A 15,977-nucleotide genomic window follows, 5' to 3' on the forward strand; every position below is an offset into this window, starting at 1 on the left:
CGCAGTGACAGGAAGCCGGCATAGGCTCCTCCCATAAACATCGCCCAAAAAGGGCGAGCGCGGGGCGCAGCCCGCACATCAGTCTTGTCGGACCTTCTGGGAGGGAGCTTATCGTGCGTCCATTCGGCGTCATTCGGTATTCATTGTCACATGCGGCGCTCGCCGCTTGTCTGCTGCTGCCCGTGGCGGCACACGCGCAGGCCGATGCCGGCCGCGACCGGTTCCGCGAGACCTATAAGGAGCTGATCGAGACCGACACCTCGCTGTCGAATGGCGATTGCACGCTGGCTTCGAACCGGATGAAGGCGCGCCTCGTCGCGGCCGGCTATCCCGAGAATCAGTTCCGCGTCGTGGTCCCCGAAAAGTTCCCGAAATTCGGCAATCTCGTTGGCGAAATTCCCGGCAGCGATCCCGGGGCGCCGGCGATCCTGCTCGTCGCGCATATCGATGTCGTCGAGGCCAAGCGCGAAGATTGGGAACGCGACCCCTTCAAGTTGGTCGAGGAAAATGGCTATTTCTTCGCGCGCGGCGCGATCGACGACAAGGCGATGGCATCGATCTTCGTCGACTCGCTGGTCCGCTACCGCGAAGATAAGTTCAAGCCGCGCCGTACGATCAAGATCGCGCTGACCTGCGGCGAAGAGACCGATGTCGTGTTCGACGGGGTCGAATATCTGCTGGCGACCGAGCCCGACACGCTGAAGGCCGGCTTTGCGATCAACGAGGGCGGCAAGGGCTGGCTCGACGACAAGGGCGCACCGCGCACCTTCGGCATCCAGGTGGGCGAGAAGGTCTATCAGGACTTCACGCTCGCGACGACGGGGCCGGGCGGACACAGCGCGCGACCGCACCCCGACAATCCGATCACCCGGATGTCCGAGGCGCTCGCGCGCGTCGGAAATTATCACTTCCCGGCGATGCCGGGCGAGGCCGTGCGCAATTTCTTTGCCCGCTCGGCGCCGCTCTATCCGGGCGAGAAGGGCGATGCGATGCGCATAGTCGGTACCGGCAAGGACGATGCCGCCGCGCTCGACCTTTTGAGCAAGGCCGACCCGGTCTGGAATGCGATGATCCGCACCACCTGCACCAACACGCAGGTCACGGGCGGCCATGCGCATAATGCGGTGCCGCAGCGCGCGGAGGCGAACGTCAACTGCCGTATCCTGCCGGGCACCAGCGTCGACACGATCCACAAGGCAATCGTCGAGGTGGTCGCCGATCCGCGGATTTCGGTCACCGCCGCCGACGAACCAAGCCCGGTGCCCGCACCGCCGCCGCTGACTCCCGAGATCATGAAGCCCGTTGAGAAACTGGTTGCCGAAATGTGGCCCGGCGTGCCGGTGATCCCCAACATCAGCACCGGCGCGACCGACGGGCGTTTCCTGAATAGCGCGGGCATCCCGACCTATGGAATTTCGGCAATCTTCGTCGATCCCGATGGCAATGGCGTCCACGGGCTCAACGAACGCGTGCGCGTGAAGTCGCTCTATGACGCGCGCCAGTTCCTCTATCGCCTCGTCAAGACCTACGCGAGCGCGCGATGAAGGCACTGAAGCCCCAATTGCTGAAGCTTCACCGCTGGGTCGGGCTGACCCTCGCGGTGCTGCTGACGATTCAGGGGCTGAGCGGAATGTCGCTCGTCTTTCGCGACGAGATCGACCGGGTGATCCATCCGGCGCTGGTGGTCGAGCCGGCGGCGACGCGCGTGCCGGTGCAGGCGTTGATGGACGCCGTCGAGGCCCGGCACCCGGGCGTACCGGTCAGCCGCGCCGAATTTCCGCTGTGGGACGATGGGGCGGTGCTGTTCAAGTTGACTGCAAAGGACGGGACGCGCTGGCTGACCGCGGTCGATCCTTATCGCGGCGTCATCGTCCGCGACGGCTCGCTGGCGGCATGGCCCGGTGAATGGATTTTCCTGATCCACGACAGCCTGCTCGCGGGCCCGTTCGGTGAAACGATCGTGGGGATCGAGGGCTTTGGCCTCCTCTTCCTCGCGCTGACCGGTCCGATCGTCTGGTGGCCCGGACGCAAGCGGTTGAAACAGGGGTTCAAGGTGATCACCGGCCGCGGCGCCGATCTCAAATGGCGGACGCTGCACCGTGCGGTTGGCGCGTCGATCGCCATCGTGCTTGTCATGTCGGCGACGACCGGCGTGCTGATGGTCTGGAAACCCGAGTTTCGCAATGTGCTGCGCATCGTCACGCCGGTGACCGACAAGCCGGCACCGAAAGTGCCCGAGCAGCCCAGCGCGACGATGGTGCCTGTCGATCGGCTGGTGGCGAAGGCGCGCGCCGAATATGGTCCGACCGAACTGCGCCAGATCCGCTTTTCCGACAGTGGTCGCGTCGCGGCGATCTTCCTCGAAAGCGACCTCACCATTCGCGCCGAGGGGGCCAAGCAAATCTATTATAACCGCTACGACGGCAGCGACGTCGGCCATTATGTCTCGGGCGCGCTGCCCGTGGGCACCGAGATCGTCGACTGGCTGATCACGCTCCACACGGGCATGTTCGGCGGCACGGCTACCCGCCTGCTCATGGTTGTCGCTGGGCTTTCGCTCGCCGGGCTTTCGGCGAGCGGGCTGTGGCTCTGGTATTCGCGCACGACGCGCGGGCGGAAACGGGCGCCGGTAACGCGCGCGCGCGCGATGGCGGAGAGCGCCTGATGCGTGTCGTTCGCCCGATCGAAACGCGCGACCTTACCGGACTCGTCGACCTTGCCGAAAGCCTCGGTCCGGGGATGACGACGCTGCCCGCCGACAGGACCGCGCTCGCCGAAAAGGTCGAGCGGTCGGTCGCGAGCTTTGCCGGAAACATCGACCGCGCCGACGCGCATTATATGCTGGTGCTCGAAGACGCCGAGGGACGGCTGCTCGGGACGTCGGCGCTCTATCCCTCGGTCGGCGCGCCCTTCGGCTTCTTTTCCTACAAGCGCATCCGGCTGATCCAGCGGAGCCAGGCGGTCGGCGCGAGCTGCGACGTGGAGATGCTGACGCTTGCCAACGACTATACCGGCACGACCGAAGTCGGGACGCTCGCGGTGCGGCCGAGCGAGAAGGGGAGCGGCGCCGGACGCCTGCTCGCCCGCGCGCGCTATATGCTCGTGGCGACGCGGCCCGACCTGTTTGCCCCACTTTTGATGGCGGAAATGCGCGGGTGGCAGGATGCCGACGGGCGCAATCCCTTCTGGGATGCGGTTGGTGCACGCTTCTTCAACATGGATTTCGCGACCGCCGACCGGTTGAGCGCGGTGCGCGGCGCCGACTTTATCGCCGAACTTCTGCCCAAGCATCCCATCTATATCGACTTGCTCCCCGATGCTGCGCGTGCCGTCATCGGGCGCCCGCACGACGCGAGCGCGCCGGCGCGGGCGATGCTGATGCAGGAAGGCTTCCGTTACGAAGGCTATGTCGACGTGTTCGACGTCGGGCCGCAGGTGCATTGCGACCGTGACCAGATCGCGACCGTGCGGCAGTCGCGCTGCGGTCTGCCGGTTCCGCTGTCGCCGAACTTTGCGCCCGGCGCGCCCGACTATCTGATCTGCACCGGCGACCTCGCCCGCTTTCGGGTCACGCTCGCGTCGGCGCGGCCGGGGCCGGGCGAGATCGCGCTCGGCGACGATGTCGTGCGGGCGCTTGGTGTCGATCGAGGCGAACAGCTTCGCTCGTCGCCCGCGCAATTGGGACTGGCGGCATGACCGCGCGGGCGTCAGCGTTGCTGGGCCGCCTCGGCAAGGATCCATGTCCGCAGCCGCGCGAAACGCGGATTGTTCAGCCGCTCGGCCGGATAGGCGAGATAATAGGCGGCCTCACCGACCACCGCCTGATCGAACGGACAGACGAGCGCCCCCGATTCCAGCTCGGGCTCGATCATGAAGCTGGGCAGCAGCGCGACGCCGGCCCCGCTGGCTGCGGCCTGTGCCAACATCAGGAAATGGTCGAAGGTCGGGCCAGCGATCATGCGGTCGACGGGCACGCCCATATGGTGCAGCCACAAACGCCAGGCATCGCGGCGCTCGGCCTGTACGAGCAGCGGGAATTGCAGCAGGTCGCGCGGCGCGGCCACAGGATGTTCGTCCAGCAGGCGCGGCGCGATCACCGGGATGGCGCGCTCGCGAAACAGCAGGTCATGCTCGGCGCCGGGCCAGGTCGGCAGGCCATAATGGATCGCGGCGTCGAACCCGTCTTCGGCGAAATCGAACTCGTGCGTGCGCGCGGCGAACTCGATCTCGAGGTCGGGCATGTCGCGCGTCAACTGGCCCAGCTTCGGTCCCAGCCAGCGCATGCCAAAGGTTGGCAGCGTCGCGATGCGCAGCACCGTTTCGGCGGGTTCGGCGAGCGCCCGCGCGGTCGCGACGCGGATCGCCGCGAGCGCCGGTCCGATCGCATCGGCATAGGCGCGGCCATCGGCGCTCAGCTGAACGCGGCGGCCATTGCGGTCGAACAGCGAGGTTTGCAGCCACTCTTCGAGCGTCGCGACCTGCCGGCTCACCGCACTCTGCGTCAGGCCGATTTCGTTGGCGGCTTTGGAGAAGCTGCCGTGGCGCGCGGCGGCCATGAAGCTGTGCAGCGCGGCCATCGGCGGCAGCAGTCGGCGGGCATGTTCGTTCATGAGCAAACGTCATACTCAAACATGAAAAGATCGCAAGACGCGAACCGGAATTTGTGAAATTCAAAAAGATTTTGTGGGGAAGGAGCAAGAGATGCCCCCCTCAATTATTGGGCCAGGGAATTTGGAGGGAAGTTATTATGATTAAAATGCATAAGTCGCTGCTTTTTGCCGGGGCTGCGCTCGGCGCGGTTTTGGCGCCGTCGGCAGCCTTCGCGCAGGAGGCCGATGCGGCCCCCGAACCCGAGGCTTCGGGCCTCGAGGAAATCGTCGTTACCGCCGACCGCACGGGCACCGAAGCGGTGCAGGTCGGCAGTTTCCGCGGCGCGCGCCAGCTCGATGTGCCGCTGACGATTTCGGTTATCCCGAAGACGCTGCTTGAAAGCCAGCAGGCGGTCACGCTCAGCGACGCACTTCGCAACTCGGCGGGCGTCACCAGCTCGCAGATCACGTCGACTTTCTATAGCAGCCTCGCGATCCGCGGCATCGACGTCGACAACCGCGGAAATTATCGCCTCAACGGCTCGCTGCCGATCGTCAACCTCGTCGGCTTGCCGCTCGAGAACAAGGAGCGCGTCGAGGCGCTGAAGGGCGCGTCGGCGCTTTATTACGGCTTCACCACCCCGTCGGGCATCATCAATATGGTGATGGAGCGGCCGACCGAGACGCCGACCTTCTCGGTCTCGATCTTCGGTAACGCGCACGGCCAGATCGGCGGCAGCGCCGATTATGGCAACACCTTCGGCGATGGCCTGTTCGGCGCGCGTATCAACGCCGTCTATGCGCATCTCGATTCAGGGATCGATAATACCGCAGGCCGGCGCTCGCTGGTCAGCGGAGCGTTCGACCTCAAGCCGACCGACAACCTCACCATCTCGTTCGACGCCGAATATATCTCGAACCGCGCTGGCGAGCCCGCGACCTATCGCTATACGACCAAAACGCCGCAGACGGTCGGGACGCCCGATCCGCAGGGCGTGTTGCCGGTGTTCCGTAGCAACAAGCTGAACTTCGGTGCCGGCGACTGGATGCGGACGCGCGCGACCGAAACCAATTTGTTGCTCGCGGCGCGCTGGAAGTTCGCAGACAATTGGGAGCTCAGCGGCAGCGTCGGCCAGTCCGACTCCTTCCGCTATCGCAAGTCGGGCTTCATCGATTTCGGCGCCCCGCTCGGCGGCGATCGCTATACGCTGACCGTCGGCAATGCGCCGCGCGAACGCAACCTCAACAAGAATATCCGCGCCGAACTGGCGGGCGTGATCGACCTCGGGTTTGTGAAGAACAACATCCTGATCGGCGCGTCGCAGAATGTCCGCAACCGCGACAATCCGAACACGGTCAACGCGACCTTCGTCCAGAATATCGCCGATCCGCTCGACTTCACCGAGGTGCCGTTCGCGAATCCCAATTATGGCGCGAACGACAGCCGCAAGGTGCAGGTCAACGACATCGGCTTCTACGTCTTCAACCGCGTGAGCATCGGCTCGTTCCTCGATCTGCTCGGCGGCGTGCGCTTCTCCGACTACACCGAAAAGCAGCGCGTGACGGGTGTCGAAACCTTCTCGGGCAAGCCGACTTCCTTCTCCTATGGCGCAGTGGTCAAACCGTTCCGCTCGCTCAGCATCTACGGCACCTATATCGAAGGTCTCGAAGCGACGCCGCTCGCGCCGACGACGGCGAACAATTCGGGCGCAATCCTGCCACCGTCGGAAAGTCGCCAGTATGAAGCGGGGATCAAATATGAGCCCAAGCGCGGCGTGCTGCTTACCGCGAGCTATTTCGACATCAACCGCGGTGCGGCGTTCGTGAACGGCAACAACGATTATGTGAAGGACGGGCGCCAAGTCTATCGCGGCTTCGAATTCAGCGCGACCGGGCAGATCACGCCCGAACTGACGGTCTATGCGACCGGCCTGTTGCTGAACGCGAAATATAAGGAAGGGCAGGACACGGTTCTGTTGTCGTCGGGCGGTCTGCCGACCTATCTCAACACGACCACCAACCGCTGCACGACCACCGTTCCGACCGCGAACGCCGCCGCCCTCCGGTGTCAGGCGACGAGCAACGTCGGCAACCGCGTCGACGGCGCACCAAGGACGACTTTCTCGCTTGCGGCGGATTACAAGTTCACGTCGTTCGTGCCGGGGCTGATCGTCAATGCCGCAGCCTATCATGTCGGCAAGCGCCCGTTGAACCCGCAAAACTACATCATGGTGCCGAGCTACACGACCTATAACCTGGGTCTCGGCTATAACACCGAGGTTGCGGGGACCGACACGACCTTCCGCCTGACGTGGGAAAATGTCGGCGACAAACGTTATTGGGGGACCACCGGCCTCGACTTCCTGGCGCAGGGCGCGCCGTCGACGGTGAAGTTCTCGATCACGACGAACTTCTAGCGTTCAAGGGCGGTATCGAGGCTCGGCCGCAGTGTCGTGCCGCGGACGGGATGGGGCGTCCGCGGCACCGCAAGATCAAAGAGCCTTTCCGAAGTCAGTTTCGCGCACCGGCCTGCCGGTCGCGGTCCTTTCGCTATGCGCGAAAGGCTGCCGAAACGCGTGAGGATCAAAACAAGTGGAAGGGGTTGGACTATGACGCATATGCCTAAATCGCTGTTTCTCGCTGGCGCTGCTTTTGGTGCGCTTGTTGCGCCGTGTGTTGCCTCTGCGCAGGATAGCGGCGCGACGAACGAACGCGACGGACCGGCGCTCGATGAGATTGTCGTCACCGCGGACAAGACCGGTACCGAACTGGTCCAGGTCGGCAGCTTCCGCGGTGCGAAGCAGCTCGACACCCCGCTGACCATCGCCGTGATCCCGCGCGACGTGCTTGACACGCAGCAGTCGACCAGCCTGATCGATGCGCTGCGGAACACGGCTGGTGTCACCACCGCCGAAACCGCGCCGACGGTTTATAACAATCTCGCGATCCGCGGCATCCTTGTCGAAAACCGCGGCAACTATCGCCTCAACGGCACGCTGCCGATCATCAACCTCACCGACCTGCCGCTCGAGGACAAGGAGCGCGTCGAGGCATTGAAGGGCGCGTCGGCGCTCTATTATGGCTTCACGACGCCGTCGGGCATCATCAACCTGACGATGAAGCGGCCGACGCAGGATCCGCTGCTCGCGCTGAAGGTTTTTGGCAACAGCCACGGCCGGATCGGCGGGCATGTCGATTTCGGCGGCACGACCGGCATCCTCGGCTACCGCATCAACGCGGTGTACGACCGGCCGGATTCGGGCATCGATCATACGCGCGGAACGCGGACGTTGATCGCGGGGGCGTTCGACATCAAGCCCACCGACAATCTGACGATACAGCTCGACGGCGAACATATTTTCAAGAAAATCAACGAGCCCGGCATCTATCGCTTCATTTCGGTGCCGGCTGCGACGCCGACGAACCTCAATCCTGCGATCGCTATCCCGGACCTGATCGATCCCAGCACCAACTTCGGCCCCGACTGGGCATATAACCGCACCGAGTCGACCAACCTGCTCGGCAAGGCGATCTGGAAATTCAGCCCGGCGTGGGAAATCGTCGCGAGCGCCGGCATTTCGAAACTCGAGCGCGCGCGTCACTTCAACACGCTCGATCCGAATGTGATTAACACCAATCCGGCGACGGGCCCGGTCGGCGAATCCCCGCTGTCGATCAGCTATCAGCCGGTCGCGAAGTTCAAGAACCAGAACTACCGCATCGAGATCGCGGGTGCGCTCGATACGTTCGGTGTCGAGCATGAGCTGCTGATCGGCGGCTCGATCAACATTCGCGCGAACCGCTCGTCGGCCAGCACGGCGCAGACCTGTTTCTACAGCGCGACCGGCGCGCTGCTCGGTGCAGGCTTCCCGACGACGCCGATCCCGGCCGGCGCGACGCGCCAGACCTGCCGTCAGAGCATCACCGATCCGCACGATATCCCGCAACTCGGCGAACCGCTCGCGGCCGAGAACAATCCGACGCAGATCACCGACAAAGGGATATTCATATTCGACCGCATGAAGGTTACCGAATGGCTCCAGATCCTCGGCGGGGTCCGCATTTCGGACTATCAGGAGAAGCGCCTCGACACGGGTCTAAAGACCTTCTCGGCATCGCCGGTGTCGCTGTCGTTCGGTGGCGTGCTCAAGCCCGTGGAATCGGTGAGCATCTATGGCACCTATATCGAGGGGCTGGAATCGACCCCGGGCGCGCCCACCACTGCGGTCAACGCCAACGAGCAGCTCCCGCCGAGCGCCTCGACGCAATATGAAGGCGGCGTGAAGTGGGAACCGTGGCGTGGCTTCCTGTTCCAGGCGGCCTATTTCAACATCAAGCGCGATTCAGCCGTCCTCAACGGCGCGAACCGCTGGGTGAAGGACGGCCGTTCGACGTACAAGGGTGTCGAACTGAGCGCGACGGGTAACGTCACGCCCGACTGGTCGGTCTATGCCAGCGCGCTCTTCCTCGATGCCACCTATTCCTCGGGCGCGCCGACGATCCTGACGCCAACGATCTCGCCGACGATCGTCGGCAACCGGGTCGAGAATGCGCCGAAGCGCACCTTCTCGCTCGCGACCGAATATCGCTTCACCGACATGCTGCCGGGTTTCAGCATCAACGGCGCAGTCTATCACACCGGCAACCGGGCGATTAACTCGCGCAATCAGGCGTTCATCCCGGGGCACACCCTGTTCGACCTCGGCGCGGGCTATTCGACCGACATCGCCGGCGTCGACACGATTTTCCGAATCAGTGCGGAGAATATCACCGGCAAGCGTCACTGGGCGTCGACCGGCGGGCTGCTGCTGTCGCAGGCTGCGCCCTCGACGGTAAAATTCTCGATCGAGACCAAAATCTTCTAAGGCTCCTCCACTGCCGGGGTGGGGAGCATACCCATCCCGGCTTCATTCCAATATGGAATGATAATCTTCAAAAAACTCCAAATATATTGGAGTGTATATCCTTCAAACTTGACGTTTTGGAATTTAACATAGTCGTCGCACAGCCTTTGGAGAATGCGATGACCAGCCCGCTCATGAATGTTTACGCCCGCGCCCCGCTCGCTTTCGTCAAGGGGGAGGGGGCTTGGCTTTATGGCTCCGAAGGCGGCGAACCTTATCTCGATTGCGTCGCGGGCGTTGCGTCGAACGCGCTGGGACATTGCCACCCGGCACTCGTCGCGGCGCTGACGGAGCAGGGAAACAAGCTTTGGCATGTGTCGAATATGTTCGAAGTACCGGGGCAGGATGCGCTGGCTGCGCGGCTGACCACGGCAAGCTTTGCCGACACGGTCTTTTTCGCCAATACCGGGACCGAGGCCGTCGAGTGCGCGATCAAGGTGGCGCGCCGTTATCATGCGGTGCGGGGCGATGCGCAGCGGCAGACGATTATCGGCTTTCACGGCGCCTTCCATGGTCGCACATACGGGGCGCTTAACGCCGCGGGCAATGCGGCGCACCTCGACGGCTTCGGCGCGCCCATGCCGGGCTTCGTTCATCGGTCACCCGACGACTGGGCTGCGCTGGCTGCAGCGATCGGCGATCCGACGACCGCTGCCGTACTGATCGAGCCGGTGCAGGGCGAGGGCGGCGCTCGCGCGATGACGCAGAACTTCCTCGAAAGCCTGCGCGCCGCCTGCACCGCGGCGGGCGTCCTTTTGATCTATGACGAGGTGCAGAGCGGCATGGGGCGCACCGGCCAGCTCTTCGCGCATCAATGGTTCCCAGGAGCCGAACCCGACATCATGGCGGTTGCCAAGGCGCTGGGGTCGGGGCTCCCGGTCGCCGCCTGCCTTGCCACCGCCGAAGCCGCGTCGGGAATGGCGCCGGGCGGCCACGGATCGACCTTTGGCGGCAATCCGCTCGCGATGGCGGTGGCGATCGCGGCGTTCGACGAGATCGCCAAACCCGAAACGCTGGAACATGCGCGGGCGCTGTCGCAGCATCTGCGCGGCAGTCTTGCCGTGCTCGCAGCGCGCTGGCCGGACGTCATCACGGATGTGCGCGGCAAGGGCCTGTTGATCGCGCTGAAGCTCGTGCCGAACAACCGCGCCTTTATCGCCGCAGCGCGCGATCAGCGCCTGCTCGTTGCGGGCGGCGGCGACAATATCGTCCGCCTGTTGCCGCCGCTGACGATGAGCCTTGTCGAAGCCGACGAGGTGGTCGCGCGTCTCGACGCAACATGCGCGGCGATGATGGCAGCGGTCGAGGTCGCGGCATGAGCCAACCCTTCACCTCAATCGATCCGGCGAGCGGCGAAACCCTCTGGGAAGGCGTCGCGGCGTCGGCCGACGATTGCGCGCGCGCCGTCGCCGCGGCGCGAACAGCCTTTCCCGCTTGGGCTGGGCGGTCGGCGGAGGCACGTATCGCCGTCCTTCAGCGGTACGCGGCGGTGCTGGGCGAACGGCAGGCCGCGCTTGCCGAAGCTATCGCGCGCGAGACGGGCAAGCCCTTGTGGGAAGCGCAGACCGAGGTTGCGTCGATGATCGGCAAGGTGGCGATCTCGATCAAGGCGATGGCTGAACGTGCAGGTACGCGCGAAAGCGAAACCGCGTTCGGGCGCGCGCGGCTCGATCACCGTCCGCACGGCGTTATGGCAGTGCTCGGCCCGTATAATTTCCCCGGCCATCTGCCCAACGGCCATATCGTGCCGGCGCTGCTCGCGGGCAATGCGATCGTCTTCAAACCGTCCGAAGAAACGCCGCTGGTCGGGCAATTGCTTGTCGAGGCGTTGCACGCGGCGGGTGTTCCTCAGGATGCCGCGATCCTCGTCCAGGGCGGGCGTGACACTGGCGTGGCGCTGGTCGCGCGGGATATCGACGGGCTATTGTTCACCGGCTCGGCGGGCGCGGGCGCGCATTTCCGTCGCCTGTTCGCCGACCGGCCTGCGGTTATCCTCGCGCTGGAGCTTGGGGGCAACAACCCGCTGATCGCATGGGATGGGGATCCCGATGCGGCCGCTTCGATCATTGCCGGCTCGGCTTTCATCACGGCAGGGCAGCGCTGCTCGTGCGCCCGGCGCCTGATCGTTCCCGAGGGCGCGGCAGGCGGTGCTATCGTCGATGCCGTCGCTGCGCTCGCTGGTCGCCTTCGGATCGGCGCGTGGAACGAAACGCCCGAGCCTTTCATGGGACCCCTGATCTCGGGGGTCGCCGCCGAACGCGCGGCGGCACAGGTCGAAACCCTGGTTGGGCTGGGCGCGCGGGTCATCCGCGCATTCGACGGTGTTAACGGGCGTTCGGCGGCGTTTGTGCGCCCGGCGATCCTGGACGTCACGGGGTTCGATGTCCCCGACGAGGAGATTTTCGCGCCGGTGCTGCAGGTCCGCCGCGTCGCCGATTTCGATGCCGCGCTGGCTGCGGCCAATGCGACACGCTTCGGCCTGTCGGCCGGCCTCATCAGCGACGATGATGCTCTCTGGGCGCGCTTCCGCGTCGAAGCGCGCGCCGGTGTCGTGAACCGCAACCGCGCGACGACGGGCGCATCGTCGGACATGCCCTTCGGTGGCGTCGGCGACTCCGGCAATCACCGGCCGAGCGCTTATTATGCCGCCGATTATTGCGCCTGGCCGGTCGCGACCCTCGAAGCCGACCGTGCGGTCGACCAGCTGGCGACGCTCAAGGGCGTCGCCTGACGACTATTCTTCGTCGATGCGGGTGGTGACGCCGGTGGCGATCACCGTCCGCGTCGCGTCGATCGACGCATAGGTCCAGAAGATCACCAGCGGCTCGCTGCCCTCGAGGTTGAGGAAGCAATGCGGCACCTCGGGCGGGATCCAGCTCGTGACGCCGGGCGCGACGGGCGTTTCGACGCCGTCGATATGCACCTTGCCGACGCCCGACATCACGACGACGCTTTCCTCGCAATTGTGGATGTGCAGCGGCACCGCGGCGCCGGGCGCGATGTGCGTGATGCCGTTGAGCATCGATTTCGACCCGCGGCCAGCGGTGACCAGCGGCGTCGTGACGACGCCATTGCCGCGGTCCTTAACCGGCAACCCTTCGGGCACGAGGACTTGGGGCGCGCTCATGCGGCGTCCGCCACGCGGATCGTCTTCATATTGGTAAACTCCTTCATCCCGGCTTCGCCAAGTTCGCGACCATAGCCCGAGCGTTTGATCCCGCCGAAGGGCACGCGCGGGTCGGATGCGACCATCGCATTGACGAACACCGCCCCCGCATCGATCCGGCGTGCGAGTGTGCGGCCGCGGTCGGTGTCGGCGGTCCAGATCGAGGCGCCGAGGCCGAAGCTGGTGCGATTGGCGAGCGCGAGCGCTTCGTTGGCATCTGCCGCGCGAACGATCGCGGCGGCAGGGCCAAAGGTTTCCTCGTCGAACGCTGCCATGCCGGGCGCGACATGATCGAGCAGGGTTGCGGGATAATAGAAACCCGCACCGTCGGGCATTGTGCCGCCAGTGCGGAGCTTTGCGCCCCCGGCAATGCTGCGCTGGACCTGATCGTCGATCGCCGCGCGCAGATTGCCACGCGCGAGCGGCCCCAGTGTCGTTGTGGCATGGCGCGGATCGCCCAGCTTCAGCGCGGTGATGCCCGCAAGGAAGCGTTCGGCAAAAGCGTCGGCCACGCTCGCTTCGACGATAAAGCGCTTGGCGTTGACGCAGCTTTGCCCGGCATTGGTGAAGCGCGCCGTCACCGCAACCTGTGCAGCGCGGTCGAGGTCGGCGTCGGCGAGCACGACGAACGGGTCGGAGCCGCCGAGCTCGAGCACTTGCTTCTTGAGCGCCGCGCCAGCCTGTCCGGCGACAATCGCGCCGACTTCTGTCGACCCAGTCAGGGTAACCCCCGCGATGCGCGGGTCGGCAATGACATCTGCTACCGCAGCAGGCTCGACAAACAGGTTCGCGAACAGGCCTTCGGGAAAGCCCGCCTCTGCCACCAGTCGTTCGAGCGCGAGCGCCGATTGCGGGACATTGGCGGCATGCTTCAGGATCGCGCCATTGCCTGCGGCGAGCGCGGGGGCGAGGAAGCGGACGACCTGCCACAGCGGATAGTTCCACGGCATGATCGCGAGGATCACGCCGAGCGGCTCAAAGGCAAGGGTAGTGCCGGGGACTGCCGCGATTGGCGCGTCGGCGAGCATCGCGGGGGCATGTTCGGCGTAGAAATCGCAGTTCAGTGCGCATTTCTCGACCTCGGCCGTCGCCTCGGCGATCGGCTTGCCCATCTCGCTTGTGATCAGCGCGGCGAGCGCCTCCTTTTCGGCACGCAGCTTGGCCGCGAGGCGTGGAAGCAACGCCGCACGCTCTTCGGCGGGTTGCCACCGCCACGCCGCCTGCGCGCGCACGGCGCGTTCCAGCCGTGCGTCGATTTCGGCCGGACTGTGGACGTCGAAGCGCGCGAGCGTCTCGCCGGTCGCGGGATCGATAGTCGCGATCATAGCGCGGCGATCACGGCGTCGGTGAACCCGCGCGTATCGAGCGGCCCGCCGATGTCGCGCGTGCGTGTCGCGGGATTGGCGAGCGCGACCTCGGCCGCCGCCTCGATCCGCCGCGCGACGTGGCCCAGCGCCGCATCGCCGCGCTTGCGGCCGAGCCAGTCGAACAGCATCGCGGCCGACAGGATCAGGGAGGTCGGATTGGCGATGCCTTGCCCCGCAATATCAGGCGCCGAGCCATGCTGTGCCTGCGCGACGCAAATATCGTCGCTCGCGTTGATCGACCCGCCGAGACCGAGGCTGCCGCTGAGTTCTGAGGCTTCGTCGGACAATATGTCGCCGAACATGTTGGTGGTGACGATGACGTCGAAGCGGTCGGGGCTGCGGATCAGCAGCGCCGCCGCGGCGTCGACGATCACTTCGTCGAGCGTCACGTCGGGGAAGTCGGCCGCGACCGCGCGCACTTCGCGCAGAAACAACCCGTCGGTCAGCTTGAGCACATTCGCCTTGTGCACCGCGGTCACCTTGCGGCGGCGTTCGGCGGCCAGCTCGAAGGCCGCGCGGGCGACGCGGCGCACAGCCGGCGCGGTGATCTTGCGGATCGCAAAGGCGCTCTCGGGGTCTGGCATGAACTCGCCCGGCCCCATGTGCATCGACCGGTCGGCATAGAAACCCTCGGTATTCTCGCGCACGATCACCAAATCCATCGGCTTGCGCAGGATCGACAGCCCTTCGCGCGCGCGGCACGGGCGGATATTGGCGAAAAGATTGAAGTGGGTGCGCAGCTTCGCCGACGGATTGGGCTGCCCCGCAGGGTAATCATAGTGCGAAACCGGGCCGAGGATCACGCCATCTGCAGCAGGGATTGCGTCCAGCACCGCATCCGGAAGCGTGCTCCCCTGTGCCGCAAGGCTGGCAAGGCCGATGTCCACCGTTTCGAAGCGGATCGTGTCGCCGCCTGCGGCACGGGCGATGGCGAGCGTGGCTTCGGTGATTTCGGGACCGATGCCGTCGCCTGGAAGTGTGAGGATATGGGTCATAAACGCCTGTTGCACTCCCTTGGCTGTCATATCGCTGACACGGCGCGCCGTTTTTGCTTGAAAATTGCATTTTGTCGATTCAAGTCTTTGGTATGACCGAACGTTTGGCAGACCGGATCGCGCGCCAGATCGCCGACCATATCCGTGCCGAGGGGCTGGGCGAGGGCGATCATCTGGCCGCGCAGGCGCTTGCCGACCGCTTCCGCGTATCGCGCGCGCCGGTAACTGCGGCTTTGAAGACGCTCGCCGCGGCGGGCATCGTCGAGGCACAAGCCAATCGCGGCTTCTTCGTCAGGCGCGCGCCTGACAGTGCGGCGGCAGCGGGGCAAGGTGACGACCCGCTCTATGGTGCCATTATAGAGGCGCGCCTGTCGGGCACGCTGCCCGACCGGGCGAGCGAGAATGAAATGATGCGCCGCTTCGGCGCGACGCGCGCCCGGCTTCAGCGCGTGCTTGCACAGATCGCCGAGGAGGGTTGGGTCGAACGCCTCCCGGGGCACGGATGGCTGTTTCTTGCGACGCTCCATTCGGCCGAGGCTTATGAACAGGCCTATCGGTTCCGCGCGACGATCGAGACCGAGGCGCTCCTGCAGCCCGGATATCGTTTCGTTCCCGCCGAACTGGAGGCGTTGCGCGCCGCTCAGAACCGATTGCTGGAGGGTGGTATCGTCAGCCTGTCGCGCGCCGGCCTGTATGAAATTAATTCGGGGCTTCACGAGACGCTCGTCGCCTGGTCGGGCAACCGCTTCTTCCTCGACGCGATCCGGCGCGTTAATCGCCTCCGCCGGCTGATCGAATTTCGCGCGATCGCCGACCGCAGCCGTCTCGAGCAGCAGTGTCGTGAACATCTGGCGCTGCTCGACCTCATTGAGCGCGGTGACATGCTGCTCGCTACCGACTTCCTCCGTCGTCATATCGGTCAAGCGCTCGACCAGAAGGTCGGGCTGGTCGAATAA

General features: G+C 65.1%; 12 protein-coding genes. 8 read left to right on the forward strand and 4 right to left on the reverse strand.

The annotated features are described in order from the left end of the window. Positions 1-113: 113 nt before the first annotated feature. The 3 genes from GGC65_RS22195 to GGC65_RS22205 are packed head-to-tail and all read left to right on the forward strand — an operon-like array spanning position 114 to position 3,696. Positions 114-1,544 (forward strand): M20/M25/M40 family metallo-hydrolase, encoded by a 1,431-nt coding sequence (locus GGC65_RS22195; protein ID WP_318780219.1) that lies wholly within the window; start codon positions 114-116, stop codon positions 1,542-1,544. Further along, positions 1,541-2,665 (forward strand): PepSY-associated TM helix domain-containing protein, encoded by a 1,125-nt coding sequence (locus GGC65_RS22200; protein WP_192649140.1) that lies wholly within the window; start codon positions 1,541-1,543, stop codon positions 2,663-2,665. Before GGC65_RS22195 ends, GGC65_RS22200 begins: the two co-directional genes overlap by 4 nt. Continuing rightward, a complete protein-coding gene (locus GGC65_RS22205) occupies positions 2,665-3,696 on the forward strand; it encodes an arginine N-succinyltransferase (protein WP_192649141.1) in 1,032 nt (343 codons plus the stop codon). The genes GGC65_RS22200 and GGC65_RS22205 overlap by 1 nt, the downstream gene beginning before the upstream one ends. Before the next feature lie 11 nt (positions 3,697-3,707). Here the strand turns inward: GGC65_RS22205 and gcvA are convergent, their stop codons facing one another. Continuing rightward, positions 3,708-4,610, reverse strand: a complete 903-nt coding sequence (gene gcvA / locus GGC65_RS22210; RefSeq protein WP_192649142.1) for a transcriptional regulator GcvA — start codon at positions 4,608-4,610, stop codon at positions 3,708-3,710. Between the two features lie 137 nt (positions 4,611-4,747). On the opposite strand from gcvA, the gene GGC65_RS22215 reads away from it, so the two are divergent. From GGC65_RS22215 to astD, 4 genes are all read left to right on the forward strand, one after another. After that, positions 4,748-7,006: a TonB-dependent siderophore receptor gene (locus tag GGC65_RS22215; protein ID WP_192649143.1), complete on the forward strand. Its 2,259-nt coding sequence runs from the start codon at positions 4,748-4,750 to the stop codon at positions 7,004-7,006. A 192-nt stretch (positions 7,007-7,198) separates the two neighbouring features. Further along, positions 7,199-9,454, forward strand: a complete 2,256-nt coding sequence (locus tag GGC65_RS22220) for a TonB-dependent siderophore receptor (RefSeq protein ID WP_192649144.1) — start codon at positions 7,199-7,201, stop codon at positions 9,452-9,454. 158 nt (positions 9,455-9,612) lie between these two features. Next, entirely contained in the window at positions 9,613-10,812 is a 1,200-nt protein-coding gene (locus GGC65_RS22225) for an aspartate aminotransferase family protein (protein ID WP_225940961.1), read from the forward strand. Beyond that, positions 10,809-12,224: a succinylglutamate-semialdehyde dehydrogenase gene (gene astD / locus GGC65_RS22230; RefSeq protein WP_192649145.1), complete on the forward strand. Its 1,416-nt coding sequence runs from the start codon at positions 10,809-10,811 to the stop codon at positions 12,222-12,224. The genes GGC65_RS22225 and astD overlap by 4 nt, the downstream gene beginning before the upstream one ends. Before the next feature lie 3 nt (positions 12,225-12,227). Here the strand turns inward: astD and GGC65_RS22235 are convergent, their stop codons facing one another. Genes GGC65_RS22235 through GGC65_RS22245 form a run of 3 tightly spaced genes read right to left on the reverse strand, consistent with a single transcriptional unit; the run spans position 12,228 to position 15,021 of the window. Continuing rightward, the gene (locus tag GGC65_RS22235) at positions 12,228-12,620 is read right to left on the reverse strand and encodes a cupin domain-containing protein (protein WP_192649146.1); all 393 of its coding nucleotides are present in this window, start codon (positions 12,618-12,620) and stop codon (positions 12,228-12,230) included. Continuing rightward, on the reverse strand, positions 12,617-13,984 hold the full coding sequence (locus GGC65_RS22240; RefSeq protein ID WP_192649147.1) for an NAD-dependent succinate-semialdehyde dehydrogenase: 1,368 nt from the start codon (positions 13,982-13,984) through the stop codon (positions 12,617-12,619). Before GGC65_RS22240 ends, GGC65_RS22235 begins: the two co-directional genes overlap by 4 nt. Beyond that, on the reverse strand, positions 13,981-15,021 hold the full coding sequence (locus GGC65_RS22245) for an isocitrate/isopropylmalate dehydrogenase family protein (RefSeq protein WP_192649148.1): 1,041 nt from the start codon (positions 15,019-15,021) through the stop codon (positions 13,981-13,983). The genes GGC65_RS22240 and GGC65_RS22245 overlap by 4 nt, the downstream gene beginning before the upstream one ends. A gap of 92 nt (positions 15,022-15,113) precedes the next feature. On the opposite strand from GGC65_RS22245, the gene GGC65_RS22250 reads away from it, so the two are divergent. Further along, on the forward strand, positions 15,114-15,977 hold the full coding sequence (locus GGC65_RS22250) for a GntR family transcriptional regulator (RefSeq protein WP_192649149.1): 864 nt from the start codon (positions 15,114-15,116) through the stop codon (positions 15,975-15,977).

The organism is Sphingopyxis sp. OAS728, assembly GCF_014873485.1.
Lineage (GTDB): Bacteria > Pseudomonadota > Alphaproteobacteria > Sphingomonadales > Sphingomonadaceae > Sphingopyxis.

Bases quoted from the DNA above. Each gene is read 5' to 3' on its own strand.
- GGC65_RS22200 (WP_192649140.1), top strand. From the start codon at position 1,541: ATGAAGGCACTGAAGCCCCAATTGCTGAAGCTTCACCGCTGGGTCGGG.
- GGC65_RS22205 (WP_192649141.1), top strand. From the start codon at position 2,665: ATGCGTGTCGTTCGCCCGATCGAAACGCGCGACCTTACCGGACTCGTC.
- gcvA (WP_192649142.1), bottom strand. From the start codon at position 4,610: ATGAACGAACATGCCCGCCGACTGCTGCCGCCGATGGCCGCGCTGCAC.
- GGC65_RS22215 (WP_192649143.1), top strand. From the start codon at position 4,748: ATGATTAAAATGCATAAGTCGCTGCTTTTTGCCGGGGCTGCGCTCGGC.
- GGC65_RS22220 (WP_192649144.1), top strand. From the start codon at position 7,199: ATGACGCATATGCCTAAATCGCTGTTTCTCGCTGGCGCTGCTTTTGGT.
- GGC65_RS22225 (WP_225940961.1), top strand. From the start codon at position 9,613: ATGACCAGCCCGCTCATGAATGTTTACGCCCGCGCCCCGCTCGCTTTC.
- astD (WP_192649145.1), top strand. From the start codon at position 10,809: ATGAGCCAACCCTTCACCTCAATCGATCCGGCGAGCGGCGAAACCCTC.
- GGC65_RS22235 (WP_192649146.1), bottom strand. From the start codon at position 12,620: ATGAGCGCGCCCCAAGTCCTCGTGCCCGAAGGGTTGCCGGTTAAGGAC.
- GGC65_RS22240 (WP_192649147.1), bottom strand. From the start codon at position 13,984: ATGATCGCGACTATCGATCCCGCGACCGGCGAGACGCTCGCGCGCTTC.
- GGC65_RS22245 (WP_192649148.1), bottom strand. From the start codon at position 15,021: ATGACCCATATCCTCACACTTCCAGGCGACGGCATCGGTCCCGAAATC.
- GGC65_RS22250 (WP_192649149.1), top strand. From the start codon at position 15,114: ATGACCGAACGTTTGGCAGACCGGATCGCGCGCCAGATCGCCGACCAT.